The 24,051-nt window shown below is 35.3% G+C and carries 18 protein-coding genes; 6 read left to right on the top strand and 12 right to left on the bottom strand.

Going from position 1 to position 24,051, the window contains the following annotated elements; translation table 11 throughout:
• Positions 1-46: 46 nt before the first annotated feature.
• Genes GQR60_RS07020 through GQR60_RS07010 form a run of 3 tightly spaced genes read right to left on the bottom strand, consistent with a single transcriptional unit; the run spans position 47 to position 3,592 of the window.
• Positions 47-1,363, bottom strand: coding sequence for a M16 family metallopeptidase (locus GQR60_RS07020; protein ID WP_124992251.1), 1,317 nt, complete (start codon positions 1,361-1,363; stop codon positions 47-49).
• Positions 1,364-1,365: 2 nt separating this feature from the next.
• Positions 1,366-2,604 (bottom strand): M16 family metallopeptidase, encoded by a 1,239-nt coding sequence (locus tag GQR60_RS07015; protein WP_124992250.1) that lies wholly within the window; start codon positions 2,602-2,604, stop codon positions 1,366-1,368.
• Positions 2,605-2,638: 34 nt separating this feature from the next.
• Positions 2,639-3,592: an NAD(P)H-dependent flavin oxidoreductase gene (locus GQR60_RS07010; RefSeq protein WP_124992249.1), complete on the bottom strand. Its 954-nt coding sequence runs from the start codon at positions 3,590-3,592 to the stop codon at positions 2,639-2,641.
• Positions 3,593-3,964: 372 nt separating this feature from the next.
• On the opposite strand from GQR60_RS07010, the gene GQR60_RS07005 reads away from it, so the two are divergent.
• The 3 genes from GQR60_RS07005 (at position 3,965) to GQR60_RS06995 (ending at position 9,759) form a co-directional block, all read left to right on the top strand.
• Positions 3,965-5,740, top strand: a complete 1,776-nt coding sequence (locus GQR60_RS07005; protein ID WP_306598143.1) for a chloride channel protein — start codon at positions 3,965-3,967, stop codon at positions 5,738-5,740.
• A gap of 306 nt (positions 5,741-6,046) precedes the next feature.
• Positions 6,047-7,855 (top strand): chloride channel protein, encoded by a 1,809-nt coding sequence (locus GQR60_RS07000; protein ID WP_124992248.1) that lies wholly within the window; start codon positions 6,047-6,049, stop codon positions 7,853-7,855.
• Positions 7,856-7,983: 128 nt separating this feature from the next.
• The gene (locus tag GQR60_RS06995; RefSeq protein WP_124992247.1) at positions 7,984-9,759 is read left to right on the top strand and encodes a chloride channel protein; all 1,776 of its coding nucleotides are present in this window, start codon (positions 7,984-7,986) and stop codon (positions 9,757-9,759) included.
• Positions 9,760-9,796: 37 nt separating this feature from the next.
• Here GQR60_RS06995 and GQR60_RS06990 read toward each other — a convergent pair whose 3' ends face one another.
• The 3 genes from GQR60_RS06990 to GQR60_RS06980 form a co-directional block, all read right to left on the bottom strand.
• On the bottom strand, positions 9,797-10,357 hold the full coding sequence (locus GQR60_RS06990) for a hypothetical protein (RefSeq protein ID WP_124992246.1): 561 nt from the start codon (positions 10,355-10,357) through the stop codon (positions 9,797-9,799).
• A 136-nt stretch (positions 10,358-10,493) separates the two neighbouring features.
• Complete coding sequence (locus GQR60_RS06985) at positions 10,494-11,000, bottom strand: hypothetical protein (protein ID WP_124992245.1); 507 nt, start codon at positions 10,998-11,000, stop codon at positions 10,494-10,496.
• A 34-nt stretch (positions 11,001-11,034) separates the two neighbouring features.
• Entirely contained in the window at positions 11,035-11,517 is a 483-nt protein-coding gene (locus GQR60_RS06980) for a hypothetical protein (RefSeq protein ID WP_124992244.1), read from the bottom strand.
• A 434-nt stretch (positions 11,518-11,951) separates the two neighbouring features.
• Between GQR60_RS06980 and glyA the strand changes: the two genes are divergently transcribed.
• Both glyA and GQR60_RS06970 read left to right on the top strand, forming a co-directional pair.
• Positions 11,952-13,232, top strand: a complete 1,281-nt coding sequence (glyA, locus tag GQR60_RS06975) for a serine hydroxymethyltransferase (protein ID WP_124992243.1) — start codon at positions 11,952-11,954, stop codon at positions 13,230-13,232.
• A gap of 204 nt (positions 13,233-13,436) precedes the next feature.
• Positions 13,437-14,207 carry a sulfite exporter TauE/SafE family protein gene (locus GQR60_RS06970; protein ID WP_124992242.1) on the top strand — a complete coding sequence of 257 codons (771 nt, stop codon included), beginning with the start codon at positions 13,437-13,439 and terminating at the stop codon, positions 14,205-14,207.
• A 1-nt stretch (position 14,208) separates the two neighbouring features.
• Here the strand turns inward: GQR60_RS06970 and GQR60_RS06965 are convergent, their stop codons facing one another.
• The 5 genes from GQR60_RS06965 to GQR60_RS06945 form a co-directional block, all read right to left on the bottom strand.
• Positions 14,209-15,156: a cell envelope integrity protein TolA gene (locus GQR60_RS06965; protein ID WP_124992241.1), complete on the bottom strand. Its 948-nt coding sequence runs from the start codon at positions 15,154-15,156 to the stop codon at positions 14,209-14,211.
• A 9-nt stretch (positions 15,157-15,165) separates the two neighbouring features.
• A complete protein-coding gene (locus GQR60_RS06960; RefSeq protein WP_124992240.1) occupies positions 15,166-15,558 on the bottom strand; it encodes an ExbD/TolR family protein in 393 nt (130 codons plus the stop codon).
• A 7-nt stretch (positions 15,559-15,565) separates the two neighbouring features.
• Entirely contained in the window at positions 15,566-16,276 is a 711-nt protein-coding gene (locus tag GQR60_RS06955) for a MotA/TolQ/ExbB proton channel family protein (RefSeq protein WP_124992239.1), read from the bottom strand.
• Positions 16,277-16,397: 121 nt separating this feature from the next.
• Positions 16,398-17,786: a sodium:proton antiporter NhaD gene (nhaD, locus tag GQR60_RS06950; protein WP_124992238.1), complete on the bottom strand. Its 1,389-nt coding sequence runs from the start codon at positions 17,784-17,786 to the stop codon at positions 16,398-16,400.
• Positions 17,787-17,949: 163 nt separating this feature from the next.
• A complete protein-coding gene (locus GQR60_RS06945; protein ID WP_124992237.1) occupies positions 17,950-22,347 on the bottom strand; it encodes a translocation/assembly module TamB domain-containing protein in 4,398 nt (1,465 codons plus the stop codon).
• A gap of 191 nt (positions 22,348-22,538) precedes the next feature.
• Here GQR60_RS06945 and tsaD point away from each other — a divergent pair, with 191 nt between their 5' ends.
• Positions 22,539-23,561, top strand: coding sequence for a tRNA (adenosine(37)-N6)-threonylcarbamoyltransferase complex transferase subunit TsaD (gene tsaD, locus GQR60_RS06940; RefSeq protein WP_124992236.1), 1,023 nt, complete (start codon positions 22,539-22,541; stop codon positions 23,559-23,561).
• 36 nt (positions 23,562-23,597) lie between these two features.
• Here tsaD and GQR60_RS06935 read toward each other — a convergent pair whose 3' ends face one another.
• Positions 23,598-24,035 (bottom strand): hypothetical protein, encoded by a 438-nt coding sequence (locus GQR60_RS06935; protein ID WP_124992235.1) that lies wholly within the window; start codon positions 24,033-24,035, stop codon positions 23,598-23,600.
• Positions 24,036-24,051: the final 16 nt, after the last annotated feature.

Below are 24,051 nucleotides of genomic sequence, written 5' to 3'. Positions count from 1 at the left end.
TACCATACATTAAACTGAAATATCATCCAGTTTGGTAAAAAAGGAATTAATTTGAAAAGGCAACGGCTTCTTCGCATTCCTTCGGTCCACAGACTATAAGGTAAAGATCATCAAGCTGTAAATACTCATTCGCCAATTCCATTATTTTTTTTGCAGTAACAGCTTTTAAATCCTTAATAAATTGTGCAAAATAGGTATTGTCTAATCCAAAAGGTAGATTTCCTTTTAATCCATCCGACAAGGCAAAAGGACTGTCTAAATTTCGAAGTAATTCACCTGAAATATAATTTTTCACTAATGTCAACTCATCTTCGGGGACCAATTCTTCCCTTAACCGCTTAATTTCGATGAATATTTCTTGAACTGCAGCCTTACAAACCTCAGCACCAACTTCAGTAACAATCGTAAAATGGCCATCTTTTAGATGAGAGATCAGGATAGAGTTGATTCCGTAGGTATATCCTTTTTCTTCTCTGATGTTTTGCATCAGCCGTGATCCGAAATAGCCCCCTAATATTAAATTTAAAAGTTGCATTCCCGTATGATCGGGGTGAGTTTTTGTGAATAATTTGCGGCCAATTCGGATTGTTGATTGAACAGCATCATCTTTACATACGAAGGCTGACTTTTCTTTTGAACTTATTATTTTATGGTCGAAATCAATTGACGGACTTTGATTTGTCCATTTATTTATACCAAATAAATCTTCAACCTCAGATAGCACATTATCATCCACCTTACCAGCTATTATAATATGGCAGTTGTTGGGCGTGTAATGTTCTTTGTAAAATTCTTTAACATCCTGCAGACTGCAATTGTCAAATTCACTGCTATCATAGATGTTTGCATAAGGATGATTTTTTCCATAAATCATCTCTGTGAATTTTTCTTTAGCTAAAACATTTGTTTTTTGATGATCAATTTGATATTGCTGTTTCTTATTGGTTAAAATTGTTTTGAATTCTTTCTCGGGAAAAATGGAATTCTTGATTAGATCTGCAATTAATGCAAGAGTCTCTGAAAAATGTTTTTTAAGGCTGTACAGCGTAACACTTGCATCATGTTTGCTCGCTGAAAACCCAATGTGAGCCCCAAGGAAATCAAATTTCTCTGCAATTTCAGATGCTGATAAAGAGGAGGTTCCCTCGTTAAGCATTGTGTTGGTTAAAGTAGCAATTAACGGTTTTTTCTGTTGCCAGATTCCAGCATTAAAAATAAATTCAATTTTTACAACATCCTGACTACCACCATTAATGATGTGAACGGGAATGTTGTTGCTCAACGAATGTTTTAGTGAGGGCAGAATTTCAACACTATCTACTGTTTTGAATTCGGGAGCTGTGTTTCTGTATAAATTTTTCATTCCTATTTTTTTGAGTAGTAATAAAGTGTAGAGCAATTTTCTTTTCTGAAAATTTTAGCGGAACTGTTTAAAATGTCAGCAACACTTACTTTCTGATATTTTTCCACTTCTTTATTAATGTCGTCGGCATCACCTAATAATTCATGTGTAGCCAGGTTCATAGCCTTGTTTAAATAGCTGATTTCTGAAAACACTAAGCTTGACTCCACCTTATTTTTCACTTTCTGAAGTTCGTACTCATCAACTTTTGTTGTGGCCATTTTATTCAGTTCTTCCCAAATGGCAGCTTCTGCTGTTTCCATGGCTACACCTTCAACCAGTTTTCCTGTTATCAGAAACAATCCAGGTTCAAATTCACCTGTAATATAAGCGTCGATCGAAGAGAATAAATTCTTTTCTTTTACCAAAGATTGAAAAATACGTGACGATTGTCCGTTAGACAAAACATCCGAAACCAAATCTATAATATAAAAATCTTCGTCCATTCTTTTTCCCATATGAAAGGCCATATAGATTGCATCGAACGGTACGTTACTATCTATTCGTTTGCTCCGGAATTCATTTTGAGTTGGTTCAACAGGAAGATTTCTTTCTTGAATTTCTCTTCGTTCAATTGGTCCAAACCATTTTTCCGATAGTTCTTTAACTTGTTGAGTATCCACATTTCCTGCAACAACCATAATTGCATTATTGGGTGCATAATGGTGAAAAAAGAAATCTTTAACTTCTTCTAAAGTAGCTTTTTCAATGTGATCGATAGATTTTCCAATTGTTGGCCATTGGTATGGATGTTCTTTATAGGCCAAAGGGCGAAGGTGTAACCAAACATCGCCGTAAGGCTGATTGAAATATCGTTGTTTAAATTCTTCAATGACTACACTTCGCTGTACTTCCAGACTTTTTTCGCTGAAAGCAAGACTCAGCATTCTGTCGGATTCCAACCAAAAAGCGGTTTCTAAATTAGCTTTTGGAACAGTAAGATAGTAATTGGTGATGTCATTATTGGTCCAAGCATTGTTGTCGCCTCCTACCATTTGCAGGGGTTCGTCGTAATTTGGAATATTTATCGATCCTCCAAACATGAGGTGTTCAAAAAGGTGTGCAAATCCGGTTCTTTCAGGATTTTCATCTTTTGCTCCAATATTGTATAATATGTTTACGGCAGCCATTGGAGTGGTTTCATCGCGATGCACAATTACCCGCAAGCCATTCTTAAGTGTAAATTTATCAAATTCAATCATAGTTTCTTCTGTGTAATTTAAGAATGGATACGCTTTAAAATTTATATTTATTGGATTGTAATTGAGCCAGACTCTCTTGATATTCCTGTTCTATTTGGGATATAATTTCAGAAACGGTTTGGATTTTAGTGATTAGTGCTGAAATCTGCCCAATCTCCAATTCTCCTTCATCCAAATTTCCTTCAAACATGCCGCTTTTTGCACGACCTTTTCCTAAAATTTCCTTCATTTCTTCTGGAGATGCACCTCTGCATTCCGCTTCATTCACTTGATTGAAAAAATTATTTTTAACCAAACGAGTAGGGGCTAACTTTTTCAAAGCCAGTTTTGTTCCGCCTTCACCTAGTTCCAGTACCGATTTTTTGAAATTTTCGTGAGCCGATGATTCTTCAGAAATGGCAAAACGGGTTCCCATTTGAACGCCATCAGCTCCCAATATCATTGCAGATAACATGCTTTCTCCGGATCCAATTCCACCAGCCGCAATCAAAGGCAATTGAATGGCTTTTCGAACTGAAGGAATTAATGTCATTGTAGTTGTTTCCTCTCTTCCGTTATGTCCTCCCGCTTCAAAACCTTCAGCAACAACTGCATCAACACCAGCTTCTTCGCATTTTTTTGCAAAAAGAGCACTTGATACAACATGCACCACCGTAATATCATGTTCTTTTAAAAATGGAGTCCATTTTTTAGGGCTTCCTGCCGATGTAAATACAATTTTAACACCTTCTTTTACGATGATGTTCATGATCTTATCCATTTCAGGATAAAGTAATGGAACATTAACACCAAATGGTTTGTTGGTTGCAGTTTTTGCTTTTTGAATATGCTCCTGAAATGTATCAGGGTGCATCGATCCGGCGCCAATTAAACCTAATCCTCCGGCATTACTAACAGCCGTTGCCAACTTCCAGCCTGAGCACCAAACCATTCCCCCTTGAATAATTGGGTATTTAATATTGAAAAGAGATGTTATTCGATTTGTCATTTTCTTTAGAATCTAATGTTATTCAATCAAAAAAAGACACAAGAACAAAGATTGTATGCTTGTGTCTGTTAATATGAATCGGTGATAATGCAAATTTAGAAAAATTCTTGATAAGAATAAGACGTGGAAGTATGATTTTAAGCATACCTATTCAACTTGTTACTCTTTTGAACGTAGTAATGTGATCTGACAGATGTTCTTTAGATCTATTATATATATCAGATTGCATTGGATTATTTTTTCGATTAGGGAGTTGCTTCTTGTATCTTAAGGAAGATATTCTTTATTTTAAGCTTCGAATGAAGGAATTTGGTGAATGATTGGCAATTGGTTGCGTTGGAATCATGAGATTGGTTTTATTTAAATTTTAGAGTGAAAAAAAAATCATTATTAGGTCGTTTTTTGGTTTGGCGTTTAAAGCACATAAATAATCGTCAGTTTATTTCAATGTTAGCCATTATTATTGGTGTAACATCGGGAATAGCAGCAGTAATTATTAAAAATTCTGTGCATTTTATTAGTTCTCTTCTTCACCGTAATTCTTCACCGGAATATGAAAATATTCTGTACGTTATTTATCCCACTATTGGAATTTTAATGGCCGTTTTATTTATAAAATATGTAATCAGACGTCCGGTTCGGCATGGTATACCTAATGTACTGTATGGCATTTCAAAATCCAATGCTCAAATTAGCCGCCACAATATGTTCTCATCAGTTGTAACATCGGCTCTAACAGTTGGATTTGGTGGTTCTGTTGGTTTGGAAGGACCAAGCGTGGCGACCGGAGCTGCTCTTGGTTCAAATATTGGTCGCTTATTCCACTTAAATTACAAGCATATTACATTGCTTTTGGGGTGTGCCTGTGCGGGAGCAATGGCTGCCATTTTTAAAGCGCCGATTGCCGCAATTGTTTTTGCTTTGGAAGTAATTATGCTTGATCTTACCATGTGGTCTTTAGTTCCGCTTTTGTTAGCATCTGCATCAGCTATTATTACCTCTTATTTCTTTCTGGGAATGGATGTTTTGTACCCTTTTAAGGTGCAAAACGGGTTCATTATGTCGGATTTACCTTACTACATTGTTTTGGGGATTTTCACCGGTCTGATTGCTACTTATTTTACAAAGTGTTACATGTTTATACATGGTATTTTTGAGAAGATTGATTCGATTTATAAGAGATTAATTTTTGGAGGATTATCACTTGGAGTTATTATCTTCTTTTTTCCTTCTTTATTTGGTGAAGGTTACGATGCGATAAATTCCTCTCTGTCTGGAAATTACTCTTATTTGTATAATAATTCATTTTTCTATTCTTTTCAGGATAGTTTTTGGATGATTATTGTTTTGTTGGTCATGGTGATATTTTTTAAAGTAATTGCCTCTTCAATTACTTTTGGAGCAGGTGGTATAGGTGGTATTTTCGCACCAACACTGTTCATGGGTGTTAATGCAGGAGTTTTGTTTGCTAAACTTGTGCAGCATCTGGGACTACGGAATTTAGAGGTTAATAATTTTGCTCTTATTGGTATGGCAGGAATGATTGCGGGAGTATTGCATGCGCCGCTAACCGGATTATTTTTGATTGCCGATATATCAGGAGGATATCAATTGTTTGTTCCTCTGATGATTACAGCTACGGTTTCATATGCTACCGTAAAAACCTTCGAAACACATTCTGTTTATACAATACAGTTAGCCAGACGCAAGGAGTTAATGACACATGATAAAGACCAAAATGTGCTGTCGTTGATGCGTGTTACCAGATTAATAGAGAAAGACTTTAGTACCGTAAATTCAGATTCCACATTAGGTGAATTGGTGAAAATTATTGCTAAAGCACATCGAAACATATTTATTGTAATTGATGAAGCTAATAATTTTCAAGGCATTGTAAAACTGGATGATATCCGGGAGATCATGTTTCAGCCGGAGAAGTATGATGAAGTATTTGTTCGGGATTTGATGGTTGTTCCTGAGGTTGTTATTCAGCACGACGAGTCGATGGCTGATGTGGCCAGTAAGTATCAGTATTCCGATAAATTTAACTTAGTTGTTCTTAATGAAGGTAAGTATTGTGGATGCGTATCGAGGGCACAAATTTTTTCTACTTACCGTCGTATGTTAAAACATTTTTCAGAAGATTAATAAGATCGAAAATTAAGATTGTTTCTTATACTGTGATATAACAAACGTTTGCTTTGTTTGTGCTGATTGTCAGTGATTTAATTTGCATTGGGAAAAGTTTATAAAATTTCCTGTCAAAAGGTTTTCTCCTTACTAATTATCTGTTACTTTTGCACTCCATTTGAAGAGCTGTTATATAAATGTATAGTCTAATAAGTTCAGATAATCAATGGGATACATAAGATTAATAAAATCGCTGGATTTTTTTATGTAATTCTCTATAGGGTCGCCTGACTTCTTCAGCCATCCGACCAATACGTATTAATAATGTCGTTAGACATAAACGTTGATTTTTTAGAAATGAAGAATAAAAGCTTGCTTTCCCGGTTTTTAATTTGGAGAGTGAAGAACATCAAGGAACGACAGTTCGTTCTACTTTTAAGTTTTTTAGTGGGTCTTGTAAGTGGTTTGGCCGCGCTTCTGTTAAAGAATGCAATTCATTTTACACACCATTTTTTAACGCATCGATTGCATGTTGATTCTGCCAATCTACTGTATTTGGCTTATCCGGCAATTGGAATTTTATTGACAGTTTTGTTCGTGAAGTTCTTTGTTAAGGATAATATTGGTCATGGTGTGTCGCGGATCCTGTACGCAATTTCGAAGAAGAATTCTCAGATAAAATCTCATAACAACTACTCTTCAATTATCGCCAGTACTTTAACAATTGGTTTTGGTGGATCGGTTGGAGCTGAGGCACCGGTAGTACTTACAGGAGCATCCATTGGTTCGAATCTGGCTCGCTTATTCCACATGAATTACAAAATTGTAACTTTAATGATTGGATGTGGTGCAGCAGGTGCAATTGGTGGTATTTTTAAAGCTCCTATGGCAGGAATGATTTTCACATTGGAAGTTCTCATGCTCGATTTAACCATGGCTTCTTTAATTCCTCTTTTAATTTCATCGATTACCGGAGCCAGTGTTACCTATTTTTTTATGGGGAAAGCTGTCTTGTTAAGCTACGATGTTACAACTCCTTTTGTGATTAATAATATTCCTTACTATATCATTTTAGGTGTTTTCGCAGGTTTGGTTTCTCTTTATTTTACCCGCTTTTCAATGTATCTGGAATCTATATTTGGAAAGATTACCAACTGTTATCGAAAAATGGTTGTTGGAGGTATTTTGCTGGGGATAATGATTTTCTTATTTCCTCCGCTTTATGGAGAAGGTTATAACACCATTCAATCGTTGCTGAATGGCAATCATACTGATTTAGTAAATAATAGTATATTCTATTTTCTGAAAGACAATTATTGGCTGTTGTTAGGATATGTGGTGCTGGTTATTGGTTTTAAGGTGATTGCCTCAACTGTTACTACTGGTAGTGGAGGGGTTGGAGGTATTTTTGCACCTTCTTTATTTTTGGGAGCTGTTGCCGGATTTTTTGTGGCCCGGGTAATTAACGGATTTAATTTTATTAAGCTTTCCGAAAGCAATTTTACCCTTATCGGGATGGCAGGGATGATGGCAGGTGTTATGCACGCGCCTCTTACAGCAATATTCCTTATTGTTGAAATCACCGGTGGCTACGCATTGTTTGTACCAATCATGATTACAGCAACCATAGCCTATCTTACAATCATGTATTTTGAGCCACATTCAATTTACACCAAACGATTGGCAAAACGCGGCGAGCTGATTACTCATAATAAGGACAAAGCGGTTCTTACACTTATGAAAATGGGTAAAGTGATCGAGACGGATTTGAAACGAGTGAATCCGAACGCAACTTTAGGAGAATTAGTGAAGATTATTTCGCATTCACAACGAAATATTTTCCCTGTAGTTGATGAGGATGAGAAATTGTTGGGAATAGTGTTGTTGGATGATATCAGAGACATCATGTTTAGTCCTGAGATGTACGATGATACATACGTGTGGAGTTTAATGATTATGCCACCTGCAATTTTGGATGTTGATGCACCTATGGATAAGGTGATGCGAAAATTTGAAGAAACAGGAGCTTGGAACCTTCCGGTTGTACAGGATGAAAAATATTTGGGGTTTGTCTCAAAAGCGAAAATATTCAATGTCTACAGAAGAGTTTTGGTGCATTTCTCGGATGAATAGATATTTACGAATGGTTATTAGATTCGTTAAAGTCCATTTTGCAATTGCGAAATGGACTTTTCTTTTTTTTGTAAATAACTGATATTAAGATTCAATTTATTAAATTAGGACTAAACCAATTGAATTTCATGATCGGAAACACGCGATGGCGTCGATTTCTAATATGGAGACTGCGTCACATCAACAATCGGAGTTTTATTTTAATTCTGAGCGTACTTATCGGTATTGCTTCCGGAATGACTGCACTTGTATTGAAAACAGCAGTCTATCGCGGACGTGAGTTTTTGCTGGAAGGAATCAATTGGAGTTATCAGAATTATTTGTTTTTTCTGTACCCGATGATTGGGGTTGGCCTTACTTTGGTATTCAGAAAATACATTCTTCGCGATCTTGCAAAACACAATCTCACATCACTATTACATGCAATATCAAAAAGAAATAGTATTGTTAAATTGCACAAAACCTATTCATCCGTTATAGGAGCCATTATCACTGCAGGATTTGGAGGTAGTATCGGTCTCGAGTCTCCAATCATTTCTTCGGGAGCGGCTATCGGATCGAATATGGGGCGTAATTTTCATTTAGACTACAAAGAAATTACCCTGATGTTGGCTTGTGGTGCATCGGGAGCAATTGCTGCTATTTTTAATACTCCTATTGCAGCCATTGTATTTGCTTTGGAGGTATTGTTAATCGATTTGTCTCGGTTTTCCTTAATACCCTTACTAATGGCCTCGGTTAGCGGGGCAATAACAACAAAGCTTTTTTTGGATGAGGATATATTGATTGAGTTTGCTATCATTCATCCTTTTGTGATACGGGATATTCCCTTTTTTATTTTACTGGGCATTCTCTCAGGACTTGTTTCTGTTTATTTCACCAAAACATTTCTTTGGATTGAAAAACGATTTGAACAATTTAAGTTTCTGAGAAACAAAATGCTGATTGGAGGACTTTCTTTAGGAATACTCATATTTTATTTTCCCGCTTTATATGGAGAAGGTTATAACACAGTAAAAGCATTGGTGGGTGGAAATCTTGCAGAGGTTTTTCGTTCAAGTTTATTTGAAGATTATACTGATGTTTGGTATATGGTAGTCATTTTTATTGGAGCTTTGGTTTTTTTTAAAGTGATTGCTGCCTCAATTACTTTAGGTGCAGGTGGAATAGGCGGGATTTTTGCTCCTTCGGTGTTTACAGGAGCGATGCTGGGTTTTTTGTTTGTATTTGTATACAATCATTTCGAGTTGGGGGAGCCACTCTCAGAGAGTAATTTCACATTGGTTGGTATGGCAAGTGTTCTTGGCGGCGTTTTACATGCACCACTAACCGGAATCTTTTTGATAGCAGAAATAACGAGTGGATATGAGCTCATTGTTCCACTGATGCTGTCAACTACTATTTCTTTTATTACCGTAAAAAGTTTGCAAAAAGAGTCAATTATTACTGCTCAGTTGGCTAAGAGGGGAGAGTTGATTACTCACAATAAGGATCTGGCTGTTTTACGTTTTATGAAACTGTCGAAAGTGATTGAAACAGATTTAATAAGCATTTCGGAAGATGGGAATTTAGGTGATCTGGTGAAAGTTATATCCAAATCGAAGAGGAATATATTTCCAGTGCTTACCGAAGAAGGTTATTTAATTGGGATCATTTTGCTCGATGAAGTTCGTGAAATCATGTTCAACAGCGAATTGTATTCTATGCCAATTAGTAATTTTATGATTATGCCACCCGCTTCAATTGCTTTTACAGACTCAATGGAAAAAGTGTTGGCCAAATTTAAGGAAACAGGAGTCTGGAATTTACCGGTTTTGGATCAGGGCAAATACGTAGGATTTGTTTCAAAATCCAAATTGTTTTCTGCTTATCGGCAGCACTTGTTAGATATTACTGCCGATTAAGTATTTTCCTGTAAAGGAACTGTTCTTGCTGCAAGGTTTACAAATCGATAGATTTACTTTCATCATTCTGATGCTTCCAATATATAGAATCTCTTTGTTGAAAATATCTTTTTTGCTTTTTCATAAAATCATTGTGTAATGAGTCAAGATTTCGATGCATCTTATCATTGTGTCCCTTAGAAAAATTCATGTGCTCTTCCATCATTTTCTCCATTTTTTGAAGAATATCATTGTGACTGGAATCACGGGAGAAAAAATCATTATTAAAGAAATCTTCGTTGAAAAATGGATGGAGAAACTGGTTGTTTCCCGAACTGTCCTGATTAAAAAAATGCTCCAATTGTTCCTGCATCTTTTTTCTCATCTCATGGATGTCCGAAAAATTATGAAAGGCAGAGTCGGGAGTAATCTGGTGGCAGCTATCCGATGACCAAGTATAAACATAGGTGGAATCATATCGAATCAGGTTTCCATCTTTATCAAATTCCTTATTGACTTTAATGTCCTCGTTGGGTTTTGTTTTTTTATTATTGTTTTGAGAAAATCCGGAAAGGGAAAACAGTAAGATCAAAACAAAAAATACATATTTAGTTCTCATTTTAAGTAAAGTTTAGTTTCCAATATCACTGTAAATTTACAAAAAGAGTGATTTTATTCCGAGTTAAATAATTTTAAAAAGTATTAAAAAAGCCACTCGAAATGAGTGGCTTGTCTATAAAACCGTAATGGATTTATTATTCCATATGTTTAAGGTTTACGGCGTACATAATTACAAATACGGTAGTTATAATTGCACCTATAATTGTCATAGATAACATTGCATCAAAATCAATTAAAGCAAGAGGAACTAATAGCCAGAAAAGATTAGCAATTAGGTACAGATAGAAACCGTTCTTTTTCAATTTAAACATCATAAATATTCCTACCAAACTTAGTATTGCAAATAAACAATTTACTCCAGTTATCAATTCCAGATTTTCAGACAATGCGTTTAGTTGTATAATACCATTTTCTGTCATACTGTAAAAAAATCCAGATTCCATTCCAGCTTCTTTCATTTTTTCAAGCCCTTCAGTTGCTTGTTCAATTTTAGCTGGGTAAGAACTTTCAAAAGTTACGTAGGTGTATAAAGAGTTTAATAAACCAAATCCACCACTACCAATAAATGAGAGTATACAAAGAACGGTTAAGAAAGTTGGTCTTTTTTTAGGGGCTTCGATAGTTGTTACATTTTCTTCCATAATAGTTTGGTTTTTTAGGGATAATAATTATTAATTAATTCATTTTATTAAGGTTGATAGCATAAAGGGCAATAAATAGTATGGTGAATATACTTCCAAATAAGATTCCAATATTAACAAATAAGTTAAATCCAATAAACACAGGAGCTACAAAGAGAAGCAACACCTGAGCTGCCGAATAGATGTAAAACCCTGTCTTTTTTAATTGAAACATTAGAATGGCACCTGTTAAGCTTGCCGCATACAATATGAATTGAGTCAGTGAAATTTCAAAAATATGTTGAAGTGCTTTTTGTCCCATTGCCACTGCCTGTTCTACAAATTTTCGGGCATACTCATCATGAACATCGTCCAATGCGTTTTCAAAGAACTCAGGATCGAGCAGATTTTGGAGAGGAGACATAATCATCCCAAGGATATTTTTTAAAACACCGAATCCACTTCCAATAAAGGTAAGAATGCACAAGGCAGTTAATAGTCCTGGTCTTTGTTTAGGGTTAATGTCTACGATTTCCATGATAGTTTGGGTTTGGGTTAATTGCAATGTTAAATTTACAATAAATGCCTTAAGTTGCGAAATGAAAATTTAGAATTTAGATTTTATGCGCTTATTGAAAGGTGAGTTGCGATTTTTACAAGATGATTATTGGTTTTTACAGCTTCATGAGTTTTGTAAGAATGTAATGGGATTTGGGATTTTAATTGGTCAATTTTCTATATGCTTTATAAATATTCATTTAAGGATGAATTATGCAGGAAATAATTTTTTTAATATGCTGATTTGTCTAATTTTGAACCTGCACTTTCGGGAATCTGTAATTTTATTTTTTTTGTGGTGCATCATCTTTTCAAGGGGGAGTAAATACTTTATCGACAAGGAATTATATTCCTTCTAAACACTAACAAATCATTAATTCATTTCGATTAATTTCGGAAAAAAGACAAACAACAATGGAAAGAGATATTCAAATTTTCGACCTAATTGATCAGGAATACCTACGTCAAAAGAATGGTATTGAACTAATTGCTTCTGAGAACTTCGTGAGTCAGCAAGTAATGGACGCAATGGGCTCATGCCTGACAAATAAATATGCTGAAGGATATCCAGGAAAGAGATATTATGGTGGTTGTCAGATAGTAGATCAAACTGAACAATTGGCTATTGACAGAGCATGTGAATTGTTCGGAGCAGAATATGCTAATGTGCAGCCACACTCTGGAGCACAGGCAAATGCAGCAGTATTTTATGCATGTATGCAACCTGGAGATACATTCTTGGGATTGGATTTATCACATGGAGGTCACTTATCACACGGTTCTCCGGTAAATCTTTCCGGTACTTTGTATAATCCTGTTGCTTATCATGTAAAAGAGGAAACAGGTACAGTAGATTACGATGAATTAGAGCAGTTGGCTTTGGAACACAAACCAAAAATGATTGTTGCCGGAGCATCTGCTTATTCCCGCGATTGGGATTTTGTTCGTTTGCGTGAAATTGCAGATAAGGTAGGTTGTTTGCTTATGGCGGATATCGCTCACCCTGCAGGATTAATTGCAAAAGGGTTACTTAGCAATCCAATTCCTTACTGTCACATTGTGACTACAACAACTCATAAAACTCTTCGCGGACCACGTGGAGGATTGATTTTGATGGGAAAAGATTTTGAGAATCCTTGGGGACAAACAACTCCAAAAGGGGAAGTGAAAATGATGTCTCAGGTAATAAATTTTGCTGTATTCCCAGGACAACAAGGCGGACCTCTTGAGCATGTTATTGCTGCTAAAGCGGTTGCTTTTGGTGAGGCTTTAACCGATTCATATAAAGAGTACGCTATTCAAATGCAGAAAAATGCAAAGGTAATGGCAGCAGAATTTATGAAATTAGGATATAAAGTTATTTCTGGTGGAACAGATAACCACTCAATGTTGGTTGATCTTCGTTCTAAATTCCCTGAAATTTCTGGTAAGAAAGTGGAAAATGTATTGGTGCAGGCTGATATTACAATTAATAAAAATATGGTTCCATTTGATACTCGTTCTCCATTTGCAACATCCGGTTTGCGTGTCGGAACTCCTGCAATTACAACTCGTGGTTTAAAGGAGGAGCACATGCCAATTATCGTTCAAATGATTGATGAGGTAATTAGTAATATCGAAAGCGAAGAGGTTATCGCTTCTGTTCGTGAGCGCGTAAATGAGATGATGTGTGAGCGACCAATGTTTGCTTGGTAGGATTATATCACAAATATAGTAGAAGAGGAGGATTTGATTCTCCTCTTTTTTTTGTTTAAGATTCTGAGAAATGTTTCGCAACTATTGGTTTTCTATTTATGATCAATATGTTTAATCAGATTAATTTCTAAAAAGTATTTTGTTTTTTAACATGTTTTGTTTCAATTTTTATATTTAGTTTAAACGCCTAAAAAAGATAAAATTATGGAGTGGTATTATTATATTTTAATTGTAATTGTCGGCGTTTTTTGTGGGTTTCTAAATACGCTTGCGGGTAGTGGATCAATTATAAGCCTGGCTATGTTGATGTTTATGGGACTTCCTGCAAATGTTGCCAACGGAACCAATAGAATTGCCATTTTAATGCAGAATATTGTTGGGGTCAGTAGTTTTAAAAAACAAAAAGTTTTTTCCTTTAAAGAAGGGATATGGCTGGCGCTTCCTGCCATTGTCGGATCGGTAATTGGAGCAGGTCTGGCCGTTGAAATCAATGAGGATATGATGCAGAAGACCATTGGTGGCTTGCTAATTTTCCTCTTTTTTATTGTGCTTTACAAACCGGATGCGTGGGTGAAAGGACAAGCTGGTTTAATTCGATCTAAGCCTAGTATAATACAAATTGTAATTTTCTTTTCTATAGGATTGTATGGTGGATTTATACAAGCAGGGGTTGGATTTTTTCTTCTTTCAGGATTGGTGTTGGGAGCAGGTTTTGATCTTGTTAAGGCAAATGCAATTAAGGTATTTATTGTTCTTCTTTATACTCCATTTGCTTTGGGCATTTTTGTTATGAACGGACAAGTTGACTACAAAATAGGTTTAATTCTTGCTGCAGGAAATATGATTGGTGCTTATATTGCGGCTAATTTTGCTGTTAGTTTAGGAGCTAAATTTGTCCGTTACATTCTTTTAGCGGTAATTATTTTCGCCTCTCTCAAGTTTCTTGGCGTTTATGAAATGCTTGGATTGATATAAATCAATCCAATTGAAAATGATAAGTGATTGATCCTTGCTGAAATGCAGCAGCTTTTGGATCAGAATTGAAAACGGCTTTCATTGCGGCCTTTCTGGCTGCTTCGAATAGAGTAGAATTACTGGTTGTAGAACCTGGCATTCCTGGTCGTGCATTAACAACTTTACCATTTCTGTCAACAGTTATTTCAACTACCACTTTTCCGCTTTCTTGCAGGTTGTATTGTGGTTTAGGGATTGACATAGAGTTTCTGCCTTTTAAATCGTACGAAACACCTTTATTTCCTAATCCGGAACCACTGTAATTATCGGAGTCAGGAGATCCGTTAGGATCACCTTGATTACCCGATGGAAATGTTTTCCCCTGCGATGAATTTGAGGAAGTTCCCTGACCAAAAACGTTTTTTGCCTTGTTGTTGATGTTGGCAATTTTTTCCTGTCTTTCCGCTTCTTCTTTTTTAAGTTTCTCTATTTCAGCCAAACGTTGTCTTTCAGCCTCGGCTTCCTGTTGTTGTTTAATCTCTTCCAGCCGTTTCTTTTCGGTTTCGATTTTTTTCAGTCGATCTTGTTCCGCTTTTATTTTTTTATTTTTTTCAACTTCAGCCTTTTTTTTCGCAATTTCCTTTGTCGAAGGAACAGAAGGAGCTTCTTCGCTGTCTTGAGTAAGAATTTTTTCGTTGGCTGAACTTGCTGATTTTTCCGGTTTCAATTGAGAAACCTGTGGTTTTGGTGCAGGTTTTGAAACAGCAGTAACAGCTTGAGTCGACTGGGAAGGAGCCGGATCTTTTTTGCCTAATCCCTGATTTGTATTCCCAAAATTCACCAAAATACCTTCTTCTTCCGGCAGAGGAAGTGGCGTATGAAAGCCTAGATAAAATAGTATAGCAAGTAATCCAATGTGGAAAATTATAGTCCCAACAAACCCAATTCGTTTACCTTTAGAATTACTCATTTAATAAAATTATTTAGCTCTTGTTGCCAATATTAACTTGTACTTGTTGTTTTTCGCAATATTCATTACCCTAACAACTTGCTCCATAGGTACAGATTTATCAACATGCAATGAGATGGTTGGATCCTCTTCTCTGGCCAAACGTTTTTGCAAACGATTTTCAAGTTGAGAAAATGGAATAGGAGTGGTTTCAATAAAAAAGTTAAACTTCTTATCGATAGAAACTGTAGTTATTGGTTTTGCCGAAGTTTGATTTTTACTTTGCGGCAAGAGTAATTTTAGTGCGTTTGGTGCGATAAGGGTTGATGTTACCATAAAGAATATAAGCAACAAGAACACAATATCTGTCATTGATGACATACTAAAATTAGGATTTACCTTGTTTCTGGTTTTTAATGCCATGAGCTAATTACTTAATTGGTTCGTTCAATAAATCCATAAATTCGGTAGTGGTTGCCTCCATAGTGAAAACGACTTTTTCAACCTTTGCCACCAAAATATTATAAGCAAAATAAGCAATTATCCCAACAATAAGACCAGCAACCGTTGTTACCATTGCAGTATAAATACCGTGCGACAGAAGGGATACATCAATATTATTACCAGCAGTAGACATATCGTAAAAAGCTTGAATCATACCCATTACAGTACCTAAGAATCCAATCATAGGAGCTGCACCGGCAACAGTAGCAAGAGTAGGCAGGTTTTTTTCAAGTTTAGAAACCTCAAGATTACCGATATTTTCAATGGCAGCATTAACATCATTTAGTGGTCGTCCAATTCGCTTAATTCCTTTCGAAATCATTTTTGATACAGGAGTGTCATTCGACTCACAAAGAGCTAATGCCGAATCCATTTTTCCTTCATGAATGTAATCTCTGATTCTGTTCATGAAATTTGAATCTACTTTTGTTGCTTTTCGTATGGCATAGAATCTCTCAAAAAAAATGTACATCGCAATACCCGAAAGTACTATGATTGGAACCATAATCCATCCTCCTTTAAAGGCCAGATCGATAAAATTAAGAGAAATTTCGGTGGCTTCCGTTCCTTGTCCTTCAAGTAAGGCTTCATTTTGTGCCACAGTTTGAATCCCAGCTAAAATCAAAAGATAATTCATATTTACTATTTTCAAGTTAAATCTAACACATAAAAAAACGAGATATAATACAGAATATTATATCTCGCTAAATTAATATTATTGTTTTTGATTCTCGATACAAAAACAGGAAATTCTAATTTTAATGCAATAAGACTGCTTCGAGGTAGTAAACTCCGGCACCAGCAAGGTATCCGGCTAAAGCCAGAAGTGAAATCTTTTTCAAATACCAGATAAAATCTATTTTTTCCATTCCCATAGCAGCAACACCGGCGGCAGATCCAATAATCAAGATACTTCCTCCTGTACCAGCACAATAAGCTAAGAATTCCCAGAATAGACCATCCTGAACAAAGTTGGATAGATATCCTACAGCTCCTGCACCTTCAATAGAATACATTCCCATCGCTCCTGCTACCAATGGCACATTATCCACAACAGATGAAAGTACTCCAATAATTAGGTTGATAATGTAAATGTTATGAATATTTTCATCCATGTATCTGGCTAGAATATCTAAATGCCCTGCGGATTGTAAACTTGATACGGCTGACAATATACCTAAAAAGAAAAATACAGTAGGTACATCAACTTTTTTAAGAACCCCAATAACAGTTAGTTTTCTCTTATCTTCATGAGTCTTGTTTTTATGCATAATTTCAGTAACCACCCACATTGTACCTAATCCAAATAACATTCCAAGGTAGGGAGGTAAATGGGTTATGGTTTTAAATACAGGAACAAATAGTAAGGCTGACACACCCAGACAAAGAATGAAAACTCTTTCCTTATGTGTAGTGTATTCTTTTTCATCCCCATTTACATCAGTAGGACGCTTAATGATTCCTTTCATTGAGAATGATACAATGATAAGTGGAACAAGCATTGTAAATAAAGAAGGCAGAAATACTCCGGTGATAATTCTTAGTGTAGTTACCTGTCCTCCAATCCAAAGCATAATTGTAGTAACATCGCCAATAGGAGACCATGCACCTCCTGCATTGGCAGCTAGTACAACCATTGATGCAAAAAACCAACGGTTTTCTTTGGCCGAAATTAATTTACGGATAAGGGCAACCATTACAATCGTTGTAGTTAAATTATCCAAAGCTGCAGACATGAAGAAGGTTAAAAAACTTAGTACCCAAAGTAGTTTAACTCTGTCTGTTGTTTTAATTTTGTCCGTAATAATTTTAAATCCTTGATGCTGATCTATGATTTCAACAATTGTCATTGCTCCTAAAAGGAAGAAGAGAATGGCTGATATTTCAGATAAATGATGAAGAACCTCATGATGCACAATAAAGTCAAGCATTCCTTCATGAGAATCAGCACTCGGGTTTATTGCAACATATTCATTCCAGGCTCTGCTAACGCCGGTGGAAAGAATATCTACTCCTCCAAATACGTAAAGAACCCAGGTTATAACTCCGATTAATAGAGCAGAAGCTGCTTTGTCAATTTTTAGGGGATGTTCCAGAGCGATAGCTGTATATCCGAGAACAAAAACCACAACCATTAGTGTAAACATAGTAATAGATTATTTTTGAGTGAATTAATTTTTATTCGATAAGATGCTAATATAGCAATATTTGCTATTTAATATCCGAGGTAATTAAAGAAAAAAACCTCTAACTAATTCTGCTGAAAAACATTGAACTTACAATTTAAAAACACATTTCCGCTGATAAAGGCTAGTTTTCTTTTTTGCCTTTGTTTGATTTGAGGAAATTGAGGTATTTTTTTACTAATCCGGAAAACGTGTTGAAGTCTTCTTTGTAAAAAATACCAATTCCTTGAGTATTTCTCGTTTCCTCGTATACCAAATATTCATTTGAACGGGTGAAAGCTTTGAGTTGTAATTTCCCTTTTTTGTCCAATCTGAAGTTTACATCAACATCACCAACAATATCATTATTGCTAGTCTGATTATTTCCCGTTCCAATATTTCCATTAATAGTTACCCTGTCGTCAAAAACCTGTGTGGACAGAGCCAGATCAATCTCATCACTGGTCAGATTGTCTCCGGGTCGGTAACTTACACCAATATCAAAATCGTTACTGATTTTACTAAGCCAGTTTGATAGTTGATTGGAAAGCATTTCGCTTGCGGTAACTCCAACGGCATAGCTGGAATTTTTATTTTCAAAATCAGGATCAGTGGATCGCAGGTATTCGGGAGTAAAAAACCGGTTTAAAACAAGTAAGGATAAAATCTGCTTATTCATTTCATCTTCAGTTGAAAACAGGCCTTCCAGAATACTTTGTGTTTGCTGATCCAAAGTAGGGAAATTAATATCAAAGCGAATAAGCGGATTTTCAAGATTCTGGCTTAAGTTCATATTACAATCAACAGGAATCTTCTTGGAATTATCAATGTAAGGAGTATTTAAAAGCAGATCGTACAATGTTGTTTTAACACTATATACTGCATCAATATTAAGTGTTGCGTTGTAAGGGTCACCGTCCCATTTGATGTTTCCTCCGCTTGCTAAATCAAACTTTTTATTGATGACATTTTGTAAGGTGAAAAGGTAACTACCTGTTTGAATTGTATAATCTCCAAAAATTTTAAAATCGCCCTTGGTGTCAATTTGCAGTTTTAAATTTCCTCCTCCTTTGGCTTTTAAAACATCACCAATTTTCGAGTCAAATATAATTTGAACTTCAGTTTCCGGAGTAATTTCCAAATCGCAGTTTAATCGGATACCTGATAGATCAATTTTGTATTCTTCTTCCAAATTTGAATCAGCATTCAAATTTGAATTAACAAAGGTGATAAAATTACTTTCTTCGATATCTCCGCTGTTGTTAAGAGGAACATATAATTTGGTGTTTTTATTTGTTTTCACTCTCGCCTCAATATCCAAATCATTCACCGGACCGAACAGAGTTGTAATTCCGGTAACATTGGCTTGTCCGTAAAATAGTTCGTTATCAGTCGGTTTTGTATTCAGGACATTAAAATTAAGTGCATTTACAGCTAAGTCTAAATTGAAGTTGTTGAATTGCTCATGAGAAATCACTCCGTAAATAATAGCTGAGTTTTTATCTGAATCGATAAGTTTAAATTGATTAAACTGCAACTCTGTTGGTGTTATTTTAATGCTGTCATTGCATGAATAAGTTGTTTGCAGCTCGTTTATTGTGAAACTTGCATCTTCCAATTTAAGAAAGCCTGTCGATTTTGGTTTACTGGATGAACCTTCTATATGTACGTGACCAGAGGCATTACCCTTTATGTTGGAAATATTTTCCTGCAGGTATGGATTTAATAACCCCAGACGTATTTTATCAATATTAATATCCATATTCAGGGAGTCCGACTCGGGGAAGTAACTACCGTGTAAATCAATCTCTTTATGAGTGTTGTAATCAGTAAATGAGGAAAATGAGAGTTTTTTGTCAAACTTATCCCAATCGCTGATCAAGTAGAAATTCCCTAAGGTATCATTATTAAGAACAAGATTCTCGAGCATGAGATTGGAGTTGGATAATCTGTCGCCATAAAAGTCGGAAATTTGCACGTAGCCGCGAACTGTCCCATCAATTCCAATGTTTTGTTCTCGGGTTAAATCATTTAAATTCTTTAAACTAATGTTCTGAATTTGAAAGTTGATACTGTCGGCAGGATTGGAGGAGATTTTTCCATCTAAGCCAAAATATTGATTCTCTCTGCTGATTCTGAAATTATCAATCGCAAAACTTGTGCTGTCAATAATCAGGTTGGATTGTTGAATAGACCAAATACTATCGGCCATAATGATGCTGCTGGGAAGTAAATTAATATTCCAGACAGGACGATCTGATTCTTTTGACTTTTTGACACTCCCTTTGGCGCTAACAAAACCACTGTAGGTAACAGCATCCCAGTTATTCCAAAGCAGATCCAAGTTGATATTGTTATTACTGGCTGTAATTTTTTCTGAAAGATTGTACAATCTAAATTGATCCGAAAAGTTAAATTTATTTGTACGTCCCTTTATAACAAGCTCTTTATTATCGGTAGAGAGATCTAATTTGAGTTCTTCAAACGATTTATCTTGTATTGTAAGAATTGGTGAAGTAAAATGCATTTCGATTAACTGTTCTTTTGCATTTAAACTTCCTGTTAAGCTGGTATTTGGAGCTAATTTAATATCTGGATAAAAAAGCTTTGTAATGGGCTCTGTTTCTTTTAAATCTATTTTGAATTTGAAATTATTTGTACTGTCAGTATTTACAAATTCTTTTTCCGGAGCATAGGCTGGAAAATAGACATAGGCCATGTTCGCAACAGAAGAAATTAATTGATCAATTTCATAATTTCCTTCTATTTTGGCATCCGAAATATCCGAGTTCAGGATGATTCGTTTAAACGTTGGAGAGGAAAATGAGTTAATTGTAAATTTGTTGAGAACAAATTCCCCCAAACTGTTTTTGTATTCTGTATTTGTAAGTTCAATAATACCATTTGCGTTATCAAATTCGCTTCCGGAAAAATTTGCATCCAGAGATAAGCTAAGTTCTGATTTTGGATCTTTTGTATTTAAATGAAGGGGAAAAAGTTTAGCATTACGAAGATGAGAACTAAATTTCATGGTTGGAATTTCCTCTGAAAAATCAATGTTACCAGTAAAATTAAACCCTATATTCGGATCTTCAATAGAAATTTGACCATCAAAGCTTGAATTAGTGAAAAATCCATCTAAGGAAAGGTTTTTATATTCGTAATCGTAGAAATCCACTTTACTAATATTTCCTTTCATTTTACCTTGGGTTGTATTTGTTTCAGTAAAACCGTTTACCGAAACATTTAAGGAAACATTTCCAACTTTCTCCTGTTCAATTAAACCTCCGAGATAGAAGTTTGATGCTTTAATGTCTCCCGTAAAATTTAATCTGCTGCTTCCAGGGTTGGGTTTAAATAATATATCCGTTTCTATTTCTCCCAATTCAGTTTTAAAATCTCCATAGAAAACAAAGTCATTTAAAAAACCATTAAATTGACCGTTGTAATGGATTAAGCCTAAATTGTCGAAGTATTCAGGCAAATTAAAGAATTCTTTTTCATAACCAGGAATGTAAACTTTTTCAATATCAGAAATTGTAGTTGTGAGTTCTTCAAAATCGGCTTCTAAATAAGCATCTTTTAAGTAAGGAAGACCATTCATATAAAATCGTCCTTTAAGAACCGTATTTGCACCATATACAATATCAATATCACGACCTCTTAAATCGTAAACAGTGCCGTAAATATGCCCGGAAAGAAATCCTGTCTCCCGAAATCCCAAGAGCAAACTATTAAAATAAGCTACATCTAAAAAACTAACCCGAGAGGAGATTAATTGGAAATCCAGCTTCATTTTCTTAGTAAAATGCTGCCAATATTCTTTGCCCGGCTCGTAGTTGAAATATAAATGCTCTGCTTTAAGCTTACTGTTTGCTGATGTGATATTTACATCTTTTAATCCCCACTGATGACTTGTTATCCATGTTTTGGCTGTAAAATCTTTCAATTCGAATCCTGATTTTTCAATACAGCTTAAATGCTGCAGTTGAAAATCTACCGAATCGCCAATAATTTGAATGTTTCTGGCTTGAAGATTCAATCTTGAGACATAAATATTGTTATAATTCATGCCAAATTCCTGAGGTATAGTATCAGGTGCGCTATATCCAAACTGAGAATTGATAAGATCAACGTTAGTAACGGTAATTTCCCATGATTTCTGAATTGTGTCAGTTGTATTTCCTTTTTTACCACTCGATAATGAGTCCAGAAAAACATCATAGTTAAATAATCTGTTCTCATCTTCGCGAAGGTTTACATAGGCTTTGTCTAAAGTCAGTTTGTTGATGAAAATCTTTTGTTTTTTGATATTAAAAGAATCAATTTTAGCTGTCAGGTTACCCACATAAACCAAAGTGTCCTTCTGATAATCTTCAATATAAAGGCCTTTAAGTATTATGCTTTTAAAGGGAGAGATGTTAACTCCTTCAATTCTGACAGGAGTGTTTGTTTGTTCTGAAATATAATTGGCAATTTTTTGGCTTGCATAAGTTTGTACACGACTGTTCAAGAATATCAAATAGGTTAAAATGGGTATCATAATGATAACCACAAGCGTCCAAATTGATATTTTGAGAAATTTTTTGATAATTTTGCTTTTTTATGAGATGCACAAAATTAGCTAAAAAGAAGAAGATTTTTACACCTTAATATAGTGTTTCAAGAGATTTTTGATTTTTTTAACCATTTAAGTGTGTAAAGCCATTTTTATTCTGATTTAAATAAAATTTAATGAGTATTACTATATTAGGAATTGAGTCGTCATGCGATGATACTTCTGCTTCAATATTAAAGGATGGAGTAATTTATTCAAATGTCACAGCCAACCAGGATGTACACATGGATTATGGCGGAGTGGTTCCGGAGTTAGCTTCCAGGGCACATCAGCAGAATATAATTCCGGTGGTTCATCAAGCCATGCAAAAAGCAGGTGTTACTGCCGATGAGATTGATGCAGTTGCTTTTACAAGAGGACCGGGTTTGCTGGGGTCATTAATGGTTGGAACTTCCTTTGCCAAAGGTTTTGCTCTTTCTAAAAATATTCCTCTAATCGAGGTGAATCATCTTCAGGCACATATCCTTGCACATTTTATTGATGATTTAAAGAACAAATACGAACATCCTGACTTTCCTTTTTTGGCTTTGCTTGTGTCCGGCGGTAATTCTCAAATTATTGTTGTCAAAGATCATTTAGAGATGGAAGTAATTGGGGAGACCATTGATGATGCAGCAGGAGAGGCTTTTGATAAATGTGCCAAAGTGATGGGATTGCCTTATCCGGGAGGTCCGATTATTGATCGTAATGCAAAATCAGGAAATCCTCTTGCGTTTGAATTTAGCCGGCCAAAAATTCAAGGCTTAAACTATAGTTTCAGTGGTCTTAAAACATCATTTTTGTACTTTGTTCGCGATCGGATAAAGGAAAATCCGAATTTTATAGAGGAAAATATGAATGATTTGTGTGCATCGCTGCAATACACAATTGTTGATGTTTTAATGAACAAAGTTAAAAAAGCAGCAAAAGAAACCGGGATTAAGCAAGTGGCTATTGCCGGAGGAGTTTCAGCTAATTCCGGATTGCAAAAAGCATTGACAGAGGCAGCCGTAAAGTTCAAGTGGAAAGTTTTTATTCCTCAGCTTGGTTATTCTCTCGATAATGCTGCTATGATCGCAATTACCGGGTATTTTAAATTTCTTAAAAAGGAATTTGTGGAGCAGGACACCGCTCCTTTTGCCAGAATGACCATTAAATAACAAATAGAAAACGGAAGAAATTAAAGTCTTCCGTTTTTATACATTCAAATAGTTTTTTAGTACCGTAATTGCATTATCACTAAAATAGCAGAGATTGATTGGTATTTTTTCTTTGCTTTTTAGTACAATAATTAGTTTGTGATCTGTAATTGTAAAATCTTTAATATCCTTTAAGTAAATTTTCAGCTCTTTATTTCCCCACCCGGTTTTATAAGTTAATTTTCTGGCGTTAATAGTTAAATATTCTTTCGGGTAAAGAAATTTACAACCTAAAAGTAAACCAATAAAATAAAGCGAAGCAATTATCAAAACAAGTACAAGATATTCGCTAAAAGGAAAGAAATCAAGATAGTTGATAAATACAAAAAATAATGCGGTGCAAATCAAAAAGGAAATACCCAAGGCAAGTTGTATTCCTCTCGATTCGTTATTGTTAATTTTATGGTTCCGTATATCAAATTCAAATTGGAGCATCAATACGCAGCTTTAG

Origin of the sequence: Labilibaculum euxinicum (assembly GCF_009795715.1) — a bacterium.
Lineage (GTDB): Bacteria > Bacteroidota > Bacteroidia > Bacteroidales > Marinifilaceae > Labilibaculum > Labilibaculum euxinus.
The sequence above is the reverse complement of the archived record's forward strand: the minus strand, read 5'-3'. Positions and strand labels throughout refer to the sequence as shown.